This window comes from Hymenobacter sp. R533113 (genome assembly GCF_056835965.1).
Genome location: NZ_JAKWBD010000013.1, coordinates 1,194,259 through 1,210,986 on the forward strand (window position 1 = coordinate 1,194,259; position 16,728 = coordinate 1,210,986).

General features: G+C 55.2%; 12 protein-coding genes and 1 tRNA gene. 10 read left to right on the forward strand and 3 right to left on the reverse strand.

Features of this window, described 5'->3' with window-relative positions; genetic code table 11:
• Window positions 1–114: 114 nt before the first annotated feature.
• Window positions 115–3,993, reverse strand: coding sequence for a bifunctional metallophosphoesterase/BamA family protein (locus MKZ35_RS14440; RefSeq protein WP_482513934.1), 3,879 nt, complete (start codon window positions 3,991–3,993; stop codon window positions 115–117).
• Between the two features lie 326 nt (window positions 3,994–4,319).
• Here MKZ35_RS14440 and MKZ35_RS14445 point away from each other — a divergent pair, with 326 nt between their 5' ends.
• Window positions 4,320–5,546, forward strand: coding sequence for a Pycsar system effector family protein (locus tag MKZ35_RS14445; protein WP_482513935.1), 1,227 nt, complete (start codon window positions 4,320–4,322; stop codon window positions 5,544–5,546).
• A gap of 264 nt (window positions 5,547–5,810) precedes the next feature.
• Here the strand turns inward: MKZ35_RS14445 and MKZ35_RS14450 are convergent, their stop codons facing one another.
• Window positions 5,811–6,992 (reverse strand): DUF2652 domain-containing protein, encoded by a 1,182-nt coding sequence (locus MKZ35_RS14450; RefSeq protein ID WP_482513936.1) that lies wholly within the window; start codon window positions 6,990–6,992, stop codon window positions 5,811–5,813.
• A 128-nt stretch (window positions 6,993–7,120) separates the two neighbouring features.
• On the opposite strand from MKZ35_RS14450, the gene MKZ35_RS14455 reads away from it, so the two are divergent.
• A tRNA-Arg gene (locus MKZ35_RS14455) sits at window positions 7,121–7,195 on the forward strand.
• 122 nt (window positions 7,196–7,317) lie between these two features.
• Complete coding sequence (locus tag MKZ35_RS14460; protein WP_482513937.1) at window positions 7,318–8,052, forward strand: TIGR04283 family arsenosugar biosynthesis glycosyltransferase; 735 nt, start codon at window positions 7,318–7,320, stop codon at window positions 8,050–8,052.
• Window positions 8,053–8,247: 195 nt separating this feature from the next.
• Here the strand turns inward: MKZ35_RS14460 and MKZ35_RS14465 are convergent, their stop codons facing one another.
• On the reverse strand, window positions 8,248–8,898 hold the full coding sequence (locus MKZ35_RS14465) for a response regulator (RefSeq protein ID WP_482513938.1): 651 nt from the start codon (window positions 8,896–8,898) through the stop codon (window positions 8,248–8,250).
• 611 nt (window positions 8,899–9,509) lie between these two features.
• On the opposite strand from MKZ35_RS14465, the gene MKZ35_RS14470 reads away from it, so the two are divergent.
• The 7 genes from MKZ35_RS14470 (at window position 9,510) to MKZ35_RS14500 (ending at window position 16,673) form a co-directional block, all read left to right on the forward strand.
• Complete coding sequence (locus tag MKZ35_RS14470) at window positions 9,510–10,157, forward strand: response regulator transcription factor (protein ID WP_482513939.1); 648 nt, start codon at window positions 9,510–9,512, stop codon at window positions 10,155–10,157.
• A gap of 487 nt (window positions 10,158–10,644) precedes the next feature.
• Window positions 10,645–11,565, forward strand: a complete 921-nt coding sequence (locus MKZ35_RS14475) for a cyanophycinase (RefSeq protein ID WP_482513940.1) — start codon at window positions 10,645–10,647, stop codon at window positions 11,563–11,565.
• A gap of 152 nt (window positions 11,566–11,717) precedes the next feature.
• A complete protein-coding gene (locus MKZ35_RS14480) occupies window positions 11,718–13,235 on the forward strand; it encodes an FAD-dependent oxidoreductase (protein WP_482513941.1) in 1,518 nt (505 codons plus the stop codon).
• A gap of 445 nt (window positions 13,236–13,680) precedes the next feature.
• Window positions 13,681–14,082 (forward strand): STAS domain-containing protein, encoded by a 402-nt coding sequence (locus MKZ35_RS14485; protein ID WP_482513942.1) that lies wholly within the window; start codon window positions 13,681–13,683, stop codon window positions 14,080–14,082.
• Window positions 14,083–14,346: 264 nt separating this feature from the next.
• Window positions 14,347–15,831, forward strand: a complete 1,485-nt coding sequence (locus MKZ35_RS14490; protein WP_482513943.1) for a nicotinate phosphoribosyltransferase — start codon at window positions 14,347–14,349, stop codon at window positions 15,829–15,831.
• 216 nt (window positions 15,832–16,047) lie between these two features.
• Window positions 16,048–16,308 carry a hypothetical protein gene (locus MKZ35_RS14495; protein WP_482513944.1) on the forward strand — a complete coding sequence of 87 codons (261 nt, stop codon included), beginning with the start codon at window positions 16,048–16,050 and terminating at the stop codon, window positions 16,306–16,308.
• A 146-nt stretch (window positions 16,309–16,454) separates the two neighbouring features.
• Window positions 16,455–16,673, forward strand: coding sequence for a heavy-metal-associated domain-containing protein (locus MKZ35_RS14500; RefSeq protein ID WP_482513945.1), 219 nt, complete (start codon window positions 16,455–16,457; stop codon window positions 16,671–16,673).
• Window positions 16,674–16,728 lie beyond the last annotated feature (55 nt).

Below are 16,728 nucleotides of genomic sequence, written 5' to 3' on the forward strand. Positions count from 1 at the left end.
AACGTCTTTTTACAAAAAATGGCCAACAGTGGCTAGCATTAAACGAAAAAGTGGTCAACCGGGCGGTTGTTCCAGCCGCCCGGTTGACCACTTTTTCGTTCAGCAATTCTTCTGTTAGAACAGGAAGTCGAAGCCGACAAACACCAGGTTTTCCTCACCTACTGAGTAGGTAACGTTGATAACGGCTTGCTTGAGAATATCGGCCCACACGCCACCGCCCACGCCCGTGTGGAAGGCGTCCAGGCCAGTGTCCTGATCGTAGCGGGTGAATACCCGGGCCGCATCGGCTAAGCCCATTACGCCAACCTTAGCCGGGAAGAGGTAGGCGTTGAAAGTAAAGAGCTGAAGGCGTACTTCGGCGTTGGCAAATACCGAGCTGCGGCCCGCGTAGCGCGTGCGGCGGTAGCCGCGCAGGTTGGTAGTGCCCCCCAGCGTATTGGCCTGATAAAAGCGGTAGTCGCCGAGGTTGCGCGCCCCGCCGATGCGGCCGGCCCAGGTAATCTGGAAGGGGAAATTAGGGGTGAGATAAAACCGGAATTCGGAGGCCAGGCGCCCGAAGTTGAGCTGCTCCCCATTCATCTGGAAGTTATACTCGGCTGAGTTGTACCAGCGCAGACCAATGCGCGGGTTCTTGGGCGAGCTGGCCGCATCAATGTTCAGGTAAAAACGCCCCCCAGCGTAGCGGTTTAGGCCAAAATCGGAGGACCGAATACCGACGGCGGCCCCGCTCACACCATTGTTGGTGTTCTCGTCGAGGCCGGCCGCGATCCGACTACCGAGCTGATCGCGCTCCACCCGAAACTGGTCGTACTGGGGACCAAATCCGATTTTGAGGAAGCTAAACACATCCTTCTCCAGCACCGGCGAAAAGTAAAAGCGCGAGAAGCGGATACGATAGGTTTCATTGATGTCGCGGTTGCGGACGCGGCCTTCCTGGCTGGCCAGCGTGTTGTCCGTGTCGTTTCCCAGACCGAAGTAGTTATAGAGCAGCTGGGGGCCGTAAAGCTGGCTGGTCACGTTCAGGTCGAATTTGCCAAACATATCCGTGAACTGACCCCGGTAGCGCACATTATACGCTTTCTGCGAAGGCGAATAGTTGGCCACCAGTGACTGATCTGACGCGAAAGGCTCCTTGCGGAAAGCGTATTTGCGGTAAGTGACACCACCGCCAAAAAACAGCCGGTCATCTACGTTATAGCCGAAGTACAGCGTTGGCCCCAGATAATCGAGGCGGTAATCTTTACGGTCGGCGCGGTTCGGATTGTCGTAGCGGCTCACATCGGTACCAGGCTCCAGGCGCAACCGGGCGTCGCGGCCCGCGATGATGACGTTGCCCGTGTCGGCGTCGTAGATGTGGGTTTGGTGCTCCAGGCCACGTACGTTAGACCGGTCTACAATGGAGTCGCGGTCGGTGCCGGCAATTATGCGCAGCTTCAAGCCATCCTTCACGTCGCCATTGATGTTATAAATATCGTTGCCGGCAAAGCCGTAGAGGCGCACTTCCTGCGTGACTTTATTATCAAAAGTGCGGTCGTAGAGCATCTTAGTGAACTCGCCGTCCTTGTTTATCTTCTGCACCGTCACGCGGGTTTTGTCGTCGGGCAGGCGGTCGACCACGAATTTTTCGTTCTTGCTGCTGCCCTTCACCTCCGTAATCTTGGAAACAACTTCATAGTAGTTGGCCGCCAGCTCCGGCAGCAAATCACGGCGACTTTTGAGCTTGGCAATAATTTCGGGACCGTGCAGCTTATAAATCTGCTCGGGCCACCGCTCGCGGAACGCCTTTTCAATCACCTCATCGGTGAGAGAAGCTTTCATTTCCTGGGCATGCTTTACCCAATCTTCTTTGGTCACCGAGGCCAGAAATACCCGATCGTTAGCCAGCGCCGTCAGGTTAAGGCCTTTATAGTCGGCGTAGTCTTTCCCGAAGTTCTGAAAGTTGCGGATGGCCCATTTGCGGCTGGCCAGGTAAGGAAACAGGCCGTCGCCCTTAAAGAAGGCCACGTCGCGGTCTTCGGGCACGGCGGTAAAGGTTCGGTCGCCCTCTTCGTCTTTCTTTTCGGCCCAGCGCCACTGGTCCTCATGCCGGTCCCAGTCGCCTATCCACATATCGAAAAGGCGGGAGCGGGCGAAGGCCTTTTCCTTCACCTTATTGTCATTGTCTTCAATCAGGCGCTCCAGCACCCGGTCGCTGCCCACCAGGTTGGTCGCATTGCCCAGCGAGGCTACGTTGCTTTGGTCGTCCTTGGGGTCTTCTTCCAGAGCAGCTGGTGTATTCGAAAAACGCTCGTAGTACTGCCCCAGCAGCGGGTCCTGCGGAATGTAGCGCATCTCCGGATTGGTATGCAAAATACCAGCGGCCGAGGCCAGCGGCGGCAGCACAAAGGAGGCATACGGGTGCTGAGCCGAAATCTGATCCTGCAAAATGTCCTTCGCCGCCCCATCGCGCAGCGACTCCGGCAATACCGCCGACGGATCTTTATTAATGCCCCGCAGCGTGTAGTTACGGCCTTCTTCGTTGCGTACTTTCAGCGACGCGGTTTGTTTGCCGCCCCCAATCTGGTAGGGCGTCAGGCCGCCTTTTTCAGTCGCTAGGTCGAGGACGGGAAAGCGCACGGGCGTGGCCCATTCGGCGCGGTAGTGGTCGCCGAAGAAGGTGCGGAAAAAGCCGCTGCGCTGGGCATAGCGCAGGTTTGCGGCCACGGTTATGGTGCTATCGCGAAAGTCGCGGCGCGGCCCCAGCGCATTCGAGGCGTTTGTCGAATCGGTCTGGGCCTGCGCCAGCGCTTGCAGCGACTGCTTGGCATACATAGGGTTCCGAAACACTAACCGGCCACTTTCGCCGGTGCCGTTGGGCACCCAGAACTCCGTCCAGACCTCGCCGTTGGCGTAGTAATTCACGCGGGCAAAGCCTTTTTCCTTATCGGAGAACATGGCCCCGGCATCGCGGCCGGTGCGCACGTGCTGGGTTTTGCAGCCCGAGCCGCTCGTAATAAAGTGCGTGGCATCTACCTTAAAGTACTGCAGGTTATGCTCGTGGCCGTTGGCGTATACCACGTTCGGATACTTCTGAAAGATATCCATCAGGCCCTTTTTGTAGGCCTGATATAAAGGGTGTGGAATATCCTGACTTATGCCGCCGTACTTGCGGGCAAAGGGATAAACCGAGCCAATAATAGGAAGGGGAACAAAAGCGTATTTATAGACGATAGACAGCGGAAAAATATGGTCGGCGAGGGTGAAATAGCCCCCATGAATACCATCTGAGAACAGCGGATGGTGGGCAATCACCATGATGTTCTTGTCTTTATGGCGCTGTATAATGTCTTCGAGCTGGGTGTAGAAGTCCGTTTCGTTGGCTACGCCGCAACCGCTATTGGAGCCGTAAGGGCGCTCAGCTGTTTGCAAAAACCACTGCGAATTGATGGCAATCATCACCAACTCATCCTGCAGGCGCACCTCAAACGGGCCGGGGCAGCCATCGCGTGGAATAAAAAAGTCGCCGGTATAGGAGAAGGCCGTCGAGTCGCGCATCATATAGTCCTCCACGAAGCGCTGCTGCCGGTTTACCTGCTCCACGCTGCCCGTGCGCCCCTGCTTCCAGTCGTGGTTGCCCGGAATCATGTATTTTTCACCCTCGTAATCGCGCAGAATATCGAGCTGGGCGGTGATGCGCTGCTCTGAAACTTTGCGGTCGTAGGCACCTTCCTCGGGCAAACCGTACTCGTAGATATTATCGCCCAGGTAAATAGCAGAACTTTTTGGGCCCGCAGCCAGCATCTGGCGGCGCATGAAGTTGAGGGAAGGCTCGCCGGGCGCTTTCAGCTCGGGGGCCCCTACGTCGCCAATCAGAAACACGGAATAGCGCAGGGTACTGCTATCGGGGGGCGTTTTTGTTTTCCAGTTCTCCCCTCCATGATTATAGTTGGGGCGTTCGGGATGAGGAGCTTGAGTAGTCTGCGCCATGGCCATGGGCAAGCCAAACGAGCTCATGAGCAGCAGATAACAAGACAGAGTAAACCTTCTCATAAGGAAGTATAAACAGCTATTGTAAAGATTTGAAAACAAAAATAGCCTATAATCGGAGGTTTACCGAAGTTAAAAAACCCCCACTAAAAGTTTAATTGAGAATTGGTAAACTTAAAATTCAAGCAACTGACTACAGAATTAGCTCGTCAGGAGACACTGCAATGGCCTGCCCTACGCAGCCAGGCGCGGTGCGGTTGAGCTATTGCTAAAAACCTCAGGAACCAATTCGCGTTTTAAGCCAATCAGGAGCTTTGGGTACATCCCGTCAGCCCGGCATCTCAATTTCCCTCATGGAGACAACCCCTGTTATTAAAAAGGCCAAAGCCGAGATTCTGCGGCAGGCTAAGGCGTATATCACGACACTTTTCGAGGAAAAGTTGCCCCAGCAGCTTGTTTATCACTCCCTCAAGCATACCGCCCTCACGGTGAAGGAGGTGCGGGCGCTGGGGGCGGCCTCCGAGTTGGACCAGCGCGACCAGGAAGCGCTGGAGCTAGCCGCCTGGTTTCATGACACGGGCTATTTGGATACCTACGATGGCCACGAGTACCGCAGCATGGAGCGGGCCGGACAATGGCTGCAGGCGCAAGGCTACCCCGCCGACCGGATTGCGGTAGTTCAGGATCTGATCAGGGCTACGCACCGCAATGAGCCCCGCGAAACGGAGATGCAGCAATTGCTCGTGGACGCGGATCTGTGCAGCCTGGGCCGGGAAGACTTTTGCGCTTCCGGCGAGCTGCTGCGCGCCGAGTGGGAGGCTATGCTAGGCCGCAGCCACTCGAACACCGAATGGGCCGAAACTCAGCTTGATTTTCTGGTGACCTCCAAGTTTCGCTCGCAAGCGGCCAAGGAGCGCTACGGCGAGCAGTACAAGCAGAATATAAAGGACCAGAAGCAGCGCCTGAAGAAGATCGGGAAAAAAGAAAAGAAGAAGAAAGAAGAGGTACAAGGCAACTTCGCTGAGGGCAAGCGCGGCGTGGAAACAATGTTTCGAACGACGTACGACAACCACGTTTCGCTCTCGCAAATGGCTGATAATAAGGCCAACATGATGATCAGCCTGAATGCCGTTATTCTGTCTATCCTGATTACGTATCTGGGGGCCAAGACGTCGGCCATCGGGCCGGCCTTCACCAGCAATCCTATTCTGACCGTGCCCATGGGCCTGCTGGTAGCCACGGCGCTGGGCTCGGTGGTGTCGGCTATTCTCTCGGCCCAACCCGACGTGACGACCTTTAAGTGGCTCAAAAAAAGCCCGGCTATTGCCACCAACCGCCGCATCAACATCCTGTTCTTCGGCAACTTTACTAAGCTCAGCCTCGATGCGTTTCAGGGCGGCATGAACGAGCTGATGCGCGACAAGGACCTCATGTACACCAACATGATAACCGACATTTACTATCTGGGCGAGGTGCTTAGTCGCAAGTATCGGCTGCTGCGCATCAGCTACACCATCTTCATGGTCGGCCTGATTCTGACGGCGTTGTCGTTTGGTATTGTACTGTTGTATAAGGCTTGAGCCTGACGCTCCATTTACCCACAAAAAAGCCCCCAGACTCAGCCTGGGGGGCTTTTTTGTGGGTAAACACTTAGAAGATGTTCAGCTTTGGGCTGCTGGAGCCGTAGTAGAGACGCAAGATTTTGCGTCTCTCCGTTAGCTTCGCTGACCTTCGGTTGCTGAGGTTGTTTAGTAGTATTTAGCACCTGCCGTCCAACGATAAGACGCCAGATGTTGCATCTCTACCGCGCTTTAGTTAACTCCAACAGCTTCTAAAGAACATCCTTATTTGGCTGACACTCTGGCCAATCGTTCGCCTAAAGCGGCCAAATTACGGATGGAGCGGCCCCAGAAGCGCTGCACGCGGCGCAGCTGCCCGAAGCGAATCAGGGGGTGAGGACTAGCCACGTAGCCGTAGCGGAAATCGATGGTGATGAGGCACGAATGCTCGTCTACGGCTTCAATAAAGAAAAATAGCAGGGAATTGGGGAACAGCCGGAAGTGCGAGATTTTCTCCACGTACTCAATGCGCTCTTCGCCCTGAAAGCTCTGCACCGTTTGGAAGTCAATCTGCCCCTTATTGATATCCACCTTGTAGCTGGTGCCCAGCCGGTCGGCTTTGCTGAGGTCGTAGTGCACGGCAGTACCGCCTTCCAGCCACCTGTAGCGCAAGCGCAGATTGCGCACCAGCCGCAGGGCGTAAGCCGCGGGTACGCGCACGGTGTGGCGCACTTTCAGCGAATTGCCGCGGCCGCTCGGCACCCCATCGGGTGAGTGATGCCCATTAAGCAACAGGCGCAGGGGCGTGAGGTGGGCATAGCGGTAGTTGATGTCGCCGAGGTATTCGTAGGTGGTTTTGCCCCCCAGCAGGCGCGTCCAGGAAAAGCTGCGTGTTAAATCAGTGAGCGTCTGCGTTTTCAGGTAACCTTCCGACAGCAGCAGGTATTCGCCGCCGGTTATGTTGTTCTTGAGCAGGCGATGCACCACAATCACGTCGCGGCCCATGAGTTTGGTAAACTCCCGGATCTGCGCCACGTTCACCCGGCCGTAGTGCACTACTATCTTCAGGGTCAGGTCGTGGGCACGCAGCGCGGCGCCTAATTCTGAGGCGTTGTCGCGCTCCACCAAACGCAGGTAATTCTGAAAATCGAGGAAGATGCGGCGGCATTGCGCCACCAGCTCCTGCACCGGGGGCGGCGGCCCCAGCCGATAAAACAGAATAGCATCGCCCTGAATCTCCGACACTTCCATATCTAGGGTATTCGCCTCGATAAGGATTTCGAGCAGATCGGCAATCAGAAACGGGGCCAGAGGGCTTTCTGAGGCTTCTATGAACCGCGTAAAACCGCTGATATCCGGAATGAACAGCAGAGCCGGCTGCAACCCATCATCATCGGCACCGGGGGGCAAATTTCGCCCGCTACCTGCTGCCCGTCGCGACGCGCGCAAATCCTCCAGTAAGCCCATGCAAAAACAGAAATGCTTGAAACGACCGGCGCGACAGTCGCCGCACCTGCCGCCTATACGCAGGCACCCCGGCACCGGGTTTGGCTGAGCCGATGGTTTGGGGCTACCTTTGCCCAAGTAGCGCATCTGGCCCCGTAGTTCAACGGATAGAACAAGGGTTTCCTAAACTTTAGATGTGAGTTCGATTCTCGCCGGGGCCACCAAAAACCCGTTTTCTGAAACAGAAAACGGGTTTTTATAGTTAGTATGGTCATGCACGAGGTCAAGTTTCAACACTCATGCGCTTCAGACGTCCCCTACCATCTAACCCGCGCTCCAGCCCACCATGACCAACGGCTCCGCTAACCACCCTCCCGAAACGGTCAGCGTCATTATTCCCACCTTCAACGAAGCGGAGTGCATCGGGGCACTACTGGCGTACTTGGGCAAGGTGTGCGAACCGGATACGGGCACAGAAATCATTGTGGCGGATGGGCATAGCACCGATAATACGGCCTCTTTGGCGCGGCAAGCCGGGGCCCGCGTAGTGCTTTGCCCCCACAAGGGGCGCGCCGCGCAGCTCAACTATGGGGCGGCAGCGGCTGGGGGGCAAATTCTGTATTTTCTGCACGCCGACACGTATCCGCCACCCGCCTTTCTCGCTGATATCCGGCACGCGCTGGGACCAGCAGGCTACGGCAGCGGCTGCTACCGCCTGGCGTTCGACCACCGGCACTGGTTTCTACGGCTGAGCGGCTGGTTCACGCGCTTCGACATAGATGCCGTGCGCTTCGGCGACCAGAGCCTGTTTGTGCGGCGAACGGTATTCGAGCAGGCCGGCGGCTACCGCGCCCATATGCTAATGCTGGAAGATCAGGAAATAGTGCGCCGCCTGCGGCAGTACGGCCCCTTCCGGCTGCTGCCCTCCACCGTTACGACCTCCGCCCGCAAGTACCTGGCAAATGGCGTATTTCGGCTTCAGGCGGTGTTTTCCCTGCTTACATTGCTCTATTGGGTGGGTATTCCGCAGCCTCGGCTGCTGCAACTATATCGGGGCCTTATCCGGCAGGATAAGCTCTGACCTTTTGCTTTAAGTAGGCTTTCATCTTCAGGCATGCAGGTTAGCTTTTACCGTTGCGCCCCAATTCAGCAGGAAACTCTTTTAGTAGGCCAGGCTTGGTCTGGGGGGCTTTTATTAACGAAAAAGACCTTCCCAGTGGAAAGGCCTTAAGCTAAGCTGGTAAGGCAATCGTAAATCTTGCCGCTGGGGGGCTTTTTAATCGGTCAGCATGCCCTGGCTGACGGCGAACTTGATGAGGGCGGCGGTATTTTTGGCCTGGGTTTTCTCGATGATGTTCTGGCGGTGGGTCTCGATGGTGCGCTTACTGGTGAAGAGCTTGTCGGCAATCTCGGCGTTGGTCAGGCCCTCGGCAATCAGGGTCAGCACCTCCAACTCCCGCTTCGATAAGCCGCTGGCGGCCTTGGCGGCGGCTCCATTAGTCGTATCCAGGGAGTGCATCTTGCGCAGCAGCGCCAGTCCAATAACGCTGCACAAGTACGGCTGCCCGGCTGCTACAGTATTGATAGCGTAAACCAACTCGGCGCGACCAGCACTTTTGAGGGCATAACCCAGAGCACCCAAGCTAATGGCCTGCGCCACGTAGCGCTCGTTATCCAGCATCGACAGCACCAGGATACGCACATTGGGGTAGCGCTCGCGCAGCAACGGAATAGTAGCAAAGCCATCGCTGCCGGGCATATTCAAATCAAGCACCACTACATCGCAGGGCGTAGTAGCCAGCTTCTCAAGCAGTTCCTGGCCGCTACTAGCCTCGCCCACTACCTCCAGCCCAGGTTCTTCGCGCAGCAGGGAGCGGATACCATCGCGGATAATGGCGTGATCATCTATTAGAATGATGCGAATCATGAATAATAACTAGGGCTGAATAATTAAACTGCAAAACACAACCGAAAGAATCCGCTATTGTTTTAATTCAAATACCGGGCTTCAGCAGCAAGTTTTTACAAGATAAAGCTTCTATTCGAGTATTCGTTTCCGGTTGGTAAAAACCGCACTTATCATGGCTTAAAGGGTTGTCGGCACCTTACAGGCTCGTTAGAAATACGCATAGCTCAGCGGCCTGCCTTCTTTATTATTCGTCCTATATTTTTCTGCGGCAACTGCTGCCATCCAACGATCCGCCCTGGGGGGCTTTTTGGTAGCCTGTAAGTAGCGAGAGCGAAACAAGGACCGAACATTCGCCTAACCCGACGGCTTTAACAAAGCCAGAAACCCTCTAGCGTATGTGGAGAGTTGCTAATGCTCTCACCGCTTAAACTCATTAGCGGCTAAACAAGTACACACCGCAGGAGTGAAAGCCTCGTGCGTTAGTTTTTGCCGGGCTTCACCCATTCCCTGACTGTGTTCTTTCTACACGCGAGAGAATGGCCAAATCGAGAACCGATTTTGTTCTAGTTGGCGTTGTTCTTGAACAGTTCTCCCTCATTGGCCCAGTTTGCCAACTACTTTATCGCCTTATGATTCGATTAATTCTGGCCGACGACCACGCCATTATCCGGGATGGTATTCGCGCGCTGCTTACTAAAGATGCTGGGCTGGAAATTATAGGGGAGGTCAGTAATGGCCAGGAGTTGCTCGAGATGCTAGCTACCACGCCCTGCGAAGTAGTACTAATGGATGTAAACATGCCCGTTATGGACGGGTTTGAAGCAATGCCTCATCTACGAAAGGAGTTTCCGGAGGTGAAAGTGCTCGTTCTTTCCATGCTCGACCACCCCAACTATGTGGTGCGTATGATGAATGTGGGCGCTGCGGGTTATGTGCTTAAAAACGCCGATATAGCCGAAATCTCTCATGCCATCCGTACCGTAGCCTCCGGTCGGCAGTACTTGTGCACTGAGATAGGCATGAATCTGCTTCAGCAGGTAACGGCTGGTGGCCCAACACCTGAGACTGGGACCCGCAAAGCCAATGAATTATCGAAGCGGGAGCTGGAGGTGCTGACCCTGATTGCCGAAGGGCTGACCAACGCCGAGATTGCCGACAAGCTCTTCACCAGCAAGCGCACCATCGAGACCCACCGCCAGAACATCATCGAGAAAACCCAGGCCAAAAATACCGCCGCCCTCATCAAGTTCGCCGTTAGTGAAGGGCTAATCGAATAACGCACGTTGTACCCCTTAAAACGGGAAGGGCCGCCAGATATCTGGCGGCCCTTCCCGTTTTAAGGGGTATTGGTTGTTTTCATAGCGCAGAAAGGCCTCTATAAATAGAGTCTGCGGTAGTGGGGGTCGGTGATAAGCCCTTACAGTACGTTTGTGCGACCTAGGGGGCTTATTGTAGTAATGAATAAACGAGAATAAGCACGGAGGAGCTACCGAACACATACCTATTTTGGGTGGGAGTAGTACGTATTTTTAGATAGGTATATACCAACAACTGTGGAGCTGCCTGCTAGAATCAACGAGGGCCACGATTTAGGTAATATATTGATTATCATATGTTAATCATAAAAATGATTAAAAAGCCTCCAGCCAGATCTCGCTTGGAGCTAGTAGCTGGCTGAGAAGGCAGACAACTTAAGGGGGCCAAATTACGCATGCAGGAAGCGTAATAACTGCACAAGTGCCGTCCCTTACACCACCTTCTGTTATGCCCACCAAAAAGAAATCTGCCGCTCCTGCTCCCGCCGAGAAGCTACGCAACGACCACAGAGACACCTGCCCTACACCCAAAGGGATGCTGCTAGCCGTAGGGGGCCACGAAAACAAAGGTGAAGCCCCCGAAAGAGGCTCCAACCAAGACGAAAACCGCAATTTCGCGCCCAAAGCCATTCTCCGCCGCTTCTCTGAGGAGCTAAAAGGCAAGGACCCTTTGGTATTGGTGCTGCCCATCGCTTCTACTGAGCCCAAGGAAGCCGCCGAGGACTACCTGAAGGTATTTCCCCGTCTGGGCATCAACCGGGTTCAGGTGCTGGATATACGCGAGCGGGAAGAGGCCAACAGCGAGGCTACTATGGATTTGATTAATGAAGCTACGGGCTTCTACTTTACGGGCGGCGACCAGCTGCGCCTGACGGGCCTGCTCGGCGGCACCAAGATGCTGACCCGCCTGAAGGAGCGCTACACCTACGAAGAGATTCTTATCGGGGGCACCAGTGCCGGGGCGGCGGCCCTTTCTACCCCCATGATATATCAGGGTCTCAATGATGCCGGCTTCCGCAAAGGCGAAATATCCATCACCACCGGGCTACAGTTTATGCACGATGTAGCCATTGACACCCACTTTATTGCGCGGGGCCGTATCGCCCGTATGGCCCAGATTATTGCCACCAATCCTACCTGTTTGGGACTAGGACTGGAAGAAGACACAGCGGTATTAGTGCGCGACGGCTACGATTTAGAAGTAACTGGCAGCGGTTTGGTTACCATCCTGGAAGCTAATGAATGCACCAGGAATAATATTTATGAGATCAGCCCCAATACGCCCTTCACCATCCGCGACCTGCGCCTGCATTTCCTGAGTGCCGGAGAAAGATACCAGCTGCCTGTTCCGCCGGAGCTGCACTTGTAGTCCGTCCTTACGCGGTTGCGTAGTGTCCTGTTTTTCAAAGGTGCTCCCTTTCTCTAACTTGACCTAGCCTCTTGGCGTACAAACAGAACACTGTATTCTACGCCCACTCTCTACTATGAAACAAACTTCTGCCGCTACTCAATCTTCCTGGTTTGGCACCACTGCCCTCGCCCCCGAATTCCCCCCTTACGAAAGATATTACCGCCGATGTGGTAGTAGTAGGCGCGGGTATTGCGGGGCTTACCACTGCTTATCTCTTGCTGCGCGAAGGCAAAAAAGTAGTCGTGCTGGAAAGTGGGGAGCTGGCCAGCGGCGAATCGGGCCGCACCACGGCTCACCTCTCCAATGCCCTCGATGACCGCTACACGCGCCTGGAGCATCTGTTTGGGGAAAAAGGGGCTCGCCTGGCGGCCGAAAGCCATGGTGCCGCCATCGACCAGATTGAGCAGATTGTGCAGGAAGAGAAGATTGATTGCGACCTCGTGCGCCTGCCTGGCTACCTGTTTCTGCCCGAAGATGGCAACCCCAACGAGCTGGACAAAGAGCTGAAAGCCGCCCACCGCGCCGGTCTTACCGGAGTAGAGCGCCTCCCCGATTCGCCTACTCAAGGCTTTCGCACCGGCGAGTGTCTTGTATTTCCCAATCAGGGGCAATTCCATATTCTGAAGTACCTCTATGGTCTGGCTGAGGCCATTGGGCGTTTTAAAGGCCATGGGGGGCAAATTTTCACGAACACCCACGTATCGGAGGTACAGGGCGGCTCCGAGGCCAGCGTGACGACGGCCGACGGCCACACGGTGCGCGCCAAAGCCATAGTCATGGCCACCAACACACCCGTCAACGACCGCGTGGTGATGCACACCAAGCAGCATCCGTATCGTACCTACGTTATTGCGGCCCGCATTCCAAAGGGCTCCGTGACACAGGCCTTGTACTGGGATACGCCTGATCCGTACCACTATATCCGGTTGCAGGAAGTAACGGAAGGCCCCCGCGGTGGCACGCCCCGCTACGACCTGCTCATCGTAGGTGGCGAAGACCATAAAGTAGGCCAGGGCAACCCCGAACTCAGCTTGCAGCACCTCGAAGACTGGACCCGCGAGCGGTTTCCCATGGTGCAGCAAATCGACTACGCGTGGTCGGGGCAGGTGCAGGAACCCAGCGACAGCCTCGGCTATGCCGGCCACAATCCGCTGGATAAGAATAACGTATACATCATCACCGGCGACTCGGGCCACGGCATGACGCACGGCACGCTGGGGGGCATTTTGGTTACCGACCTTATTCAGGGCCGCTCAAACCCCTGGGCCGACCTCTACGACCCCGGCCGCGTGACGCTGCGGCCAGCCTCGGCTTATGAGTTTGTAAAAGAAAACCTGAACGTCGCCACCGAGTATACCGAGCTGCTTACCAGCGGCGACGTATCCAGCATAGACTCTATAGAGCCTGGCTCCGGAGCCATTATGCGGCGCGGCCTCACCAAAGTAGCCGTGTACCGCGACCCCCAAGGCCAGACGCATGAGTGCTCCGCCATCTGCCCGCATTTGGGCTGCGTAGTGCATTGGAACGGCCTGGAAAGCAGCTGGGACTGCCCCTGCCACGGCTCCCGGTTTGATGCGCTGGGCAAACTACTCATCGGTCCAGCCAACCAAGACCTGGCTTCGGCTTAAAGGCCAGGAGAGCAAAAAAAGAGTGACGCAGCAATGTTGTCACTCTTTTTTATACCCATAATTCGGTCTAAGTATAGATACGCGCGTTATAAATACTTAGCGCTCGATAAGGAGAATTGTACTGAAAACCAGTATATTGCCTGAGTAGTTAGTTAGTTGCTGTTCCTAGATTTGTAAGAATACGCATCGGTTCCCGTTGACAGTGTGTCATTAGTATACCGGCCTCTAGGCCAGATAGCTTTTTCCTTTTCCGCTCGGGCAGTTTCCCGCCAGAACTGCCTCGACCCAGGTTTAGCGGACCATAGTAGGTAAGTAAGTGGTGCCACACGAAGTGGTCTGGCTCCCTTGGCTCCCCGTCGCCACTTCGTTGTGGCCTTTTGCTGCTCCCGACCTTCCGTGTAACCATGTTTCGCGGCCTGAAAACAAATGACCCTATCAACTCCTTATGGAGATTCATCGCGAGATTCTGCCAGAGAGCTATCTGCTCATTTTAGCTGAAGACCACACCCATCCTGAAGAATACGGGTTAGCCAGAGCCTTACAGCAAGCCGCTCGGAGCGGCAAGCCCAGCATTTGGGTCGATTGCAGCTCATTGCAGCACATTTCGGGCCGCGCCATGGCTTTACTGAGCAGTTATTACCATCGCCTGCGGCGGCGTAATACCCAACTTGTACTCTGCCACCTGGCCGATGATGTGCAGGACAGTTTAAAAGAAACACCGGAGACAGCTTGTCCTCCCATTGTTTCTACGTTGCTTGATGCGGAGTTGTACTGTCACGCCGCTCACCAATCTACCAGCCCATCGCCTTCCACCACCACCGCTGGCTGGGGTGTTGCTCTATCATAGTAGGGCAACTACGGATGTTGCCGCGAAACATCTTTACCAGCGCCTGGGGGGCTTTTTTGAGTTTCTTCAGCCGCCTCTGCTCCTTCGATAGCTATTTGTATTTCAAGGGTTCTGCCTTAACCACGGTTTGCCCTATTATGGTAAGAAGCAAGGCTATTGAGTTACCCACGCAGTGGCCCAATGGCCTTGCTTCTCTTGTTGTGCTCTATCAGGATAGGATTTTCAAATCACAACTCACTGCCGGGTTCGTCGTACTTTGGGCGCATGAACTCCGCGCCTCTCTCCGGCCTCTACGGCCCCTCGCTTAGCCTGCTCACCGACCTCTATCAGCTCACCATGGCTTACGGCTATTGGAAGCAGGGCAAGCAGAATCAGGAAGCTGTTTTTCACTTATACTTTCGCAAGCCGCCGTTTGGGGGTGGCTACGCCGTAGCCGCGGGCTTAGCCTACGCAGTGGATTGGGTCAGAAATTTTCACTTCTCGGAAGACGACCTGGCGTATTTGGGCAGCCTGCGCGGCACCCGCGACACGGCTTTATTCGAGCCGGCTTTCCTCGAATACCTGCGTACCCTACGCCTCACCTGCGACATCGATGCCATAGCCGAAGGCACGGTAGTATTTGCCAACGAGCCGCTGCTGCGCATAAAAGGCCCCCTGCTGCAAGCCCAGCTGCTGGAAACGGCCTTGCTCACCCTGGTCAACTTCCAAACCCTGATTGCCACCAAAGCCGCCCGCATCCGCGAGGCCGCCGGCTCCGATCAGGTATTTGAGTTTGGCCTGCGTCGGGCTCAGGGTTTTGATGGCGGCCTGAGCGCCAGCCGGGCCGCGTATCTGGGTGGCGTCGATGGCACGTCTAACCTGCTGGCCGGGCAGCGCTTTGGCATTCCGGTGCGCGGCACCCACGCCCACAGCTGGGTGCAGGCATTTGGGGAGGAAGAAGCGGCCTTCACCGCCTACGGCGACGCCTTTCCCGACGACTCCGTTTTCCTGGTTGATACCTACGACACGCTGGAGGGCGTGCGCCACGCCATTAGTGTGGCCCGCCGAATGCGGGCCAACGGCCACGAGCTGGGGGGCATTCGCCTCGATTCCGGCGACTTGGCCTACCTCAGCCGCGAAGCCCGCGCCCTGCTCAACGAAGCCGGTTTTCAGAAAGCGCGTATCGTGGCCAGCAACGACCTCGACGAGCACCTCATCACCAGCCTCAAGCAGCAAGGCGCCCGCATCGATACCTGGGGCATCGGCACCAAGCTCGTCACGGCCCACGATCAGCCGGCCCTGGGGGGCGTTTATAAGCTCGCCGCCCTGCGCTCCAACGCGACAGACGACTGGAACTACACCATCAAGCTTTCTGAGCAACTCGCTAAAACCAGCATTCCCGGCATCCTGCAGGTGCGCCGCTACGAAACCGAAAAAGGCCAGCCCCGCGCCGACATGCTCTACAACACGGCCGAGCCCCTGCCCGAGCAGCTCACCATCATCGACCCGCTGGACCCCACGCGCCGCCGCCCTATCCGTTCCACCCAGTTTCGGGAGCTGCTGGAGCCGGTATTTCGGGCCGGCAAGCTGGTCGCTGAGTTGCCCACCCTAGAGGAGAGCCGCGCCAAAGCCCAGCATGAAGTAGCCACCCTCGACCCCAGCATCCGCCGCTTCCTCAACCCGCACGTGTACCCGGTGGGCTTGGAAGAGAGCCTGAACAGCTTCCGCATGCAGCTGATTCTGGAGAAGCGCGCGGTGCGGCCGGCGTGATTGAAATAGGGTTACTTATTGGTCATTAATCTATTAATAACTAGCCCTATCCTAAAACCATCTATTCACTTAGCGATGCGACTATCTTGGATAATCATTCTTATTCTAGTCTTACTAAGTGGGTGTGATTATTATGACTCGCGTCTTAAAGTTGTAAACTCAACTGCTTCTCCTATCTGTATCGAAACATTTAAAGATACGCTTCCAGAAAAAGTCATGAACCAGCCAGAATATTACCTGAGCAACATTATTCTACCGGGTGATACAGCTGTTCAAACTATACCAGATTCTAAAAATGCTTGGATTTTTGAAGTAGAAGGTAGTGTCAATAAGAAGTTGAATTTGTTTGTTTATAATCCTGATTCAGTGCGAATTTATCATGATATGGATAGTCTGAACAGCAAGAAGCTTTTTAAAAGAATATCGCTTTCACTTGAAGAATTAGAGTCAACAGATTGGAATGTTGCCGTAAAATAACCCAAAACTCTACACTTCATCAGCCAAAGCCTATACCTCTCGGCTTTATTCCCGTTGCTACTTTTGTAGTATCCTCACTGCTAAATCAGTGTTTCACCCGCCGCTGAAGCTGCTTTAGTTGCCTCGGCGGTTCAACTCTTGCTCCTATGCCTACCCTACAATTCAAAACCTCGATCAACTGCGCTAACTGCCTGCGCGCCGTCACGCCTTTTCTGGATGCGGAACCCACCGTGCAGAAGTGGAGCGTGGACACCAACAACCCCGACAAAATCCTGACTGTGGAGGGCGAAAACGTCATTCCTGAGCAGGTGATGAAAGCCGTGTCGCAGGCCGGCTTTGATATTGAGCCCAAGCAAGCCGCTTAGGTTCGGTTACTTTTAAACTTTTCATCACAAAAAAGCCTCTCAGAATAGTTCTGGG

Bases quoted from the DNA above. Each gene is read 5' to 3' on its own strand.
- MKZ35_RS14440 (WP_482513934.1), bottom strand. From the start codon at position 3,993: ATGAGCTCGTTTGGCTTGCCCATGGCCATGGCGCAGACTACTCAAGCT.
- MKZ35_RS14445 (WP_482513935.1), top strand. From the start codon at position 4,320: ATGGAGACAACCCCTGTTATTAAAAAGGCCAAAGCCGAGATTCTGCGG.
- MKZ35_RS14450 (WP_482513936.1), bottom strand. From the start codon at position 6,992: ATGGGCTTACTGGAGGATTTGCGCGCGTCGCGACGGGCAGCAGGTAGC.
- MKZ35_RS14460 (WP_482513937.1), top strand. From the start codon at position 7,318: ATGACCAACGGCTCCGCTAACCACCCTCCCGAAACGGTCAGCGTCATT.
- MKZ35_RS14465 (WP_482513938.1), bottom strand. From the start codon at position 8,898: ATGATTCGCATCATTCTAATAGATGATCACGCCATTATCCGCGATGGT.
- MKZ35_RS14470 (WP_482513939.1), top strand. From the start codon at position 9,510: ATGATTCGATTAATTCTGGCCGACGACCACGCCATTATCCGGGATGGT.
- MKZ35_RS14475 (WP_482513940.1), top strand. From the start codon at position 10,645: ATGCCCACCAAAAAGAAATCTGCCGCTCCTGCTCCCGCCGAGAAGCTA.
- MKZ35_RS14485 (WP_482513942.1), top strand. From the start codon at position 13,681: ATGGAGATTCATCGCGAGATTCTGCCAGAGAGCTATCTGCTCATTTTA.
- MKZ35_RS14490 (WP_482513943.1), top strand. From the start codon at position 14,347: ATGAACTCCGCGCCTCTCTCCGGCCTCTACGGCCCCTCGCTTAGCCTG.
- MKZ35_RS14495 (WP_482513944.1), top strand. From the start codon at position 16,048: ATGAACCAGCCAGAATATTACCTGAGCAACATTATTCTACCGGGTGAT.
- MKZ35_RS14500 (WP_482513945.1), top strand. From the start codon at position 16,455: ATGCCTACCCTACAATTCAAAACCTCGATCAACTGCGCTAACTGCCTG.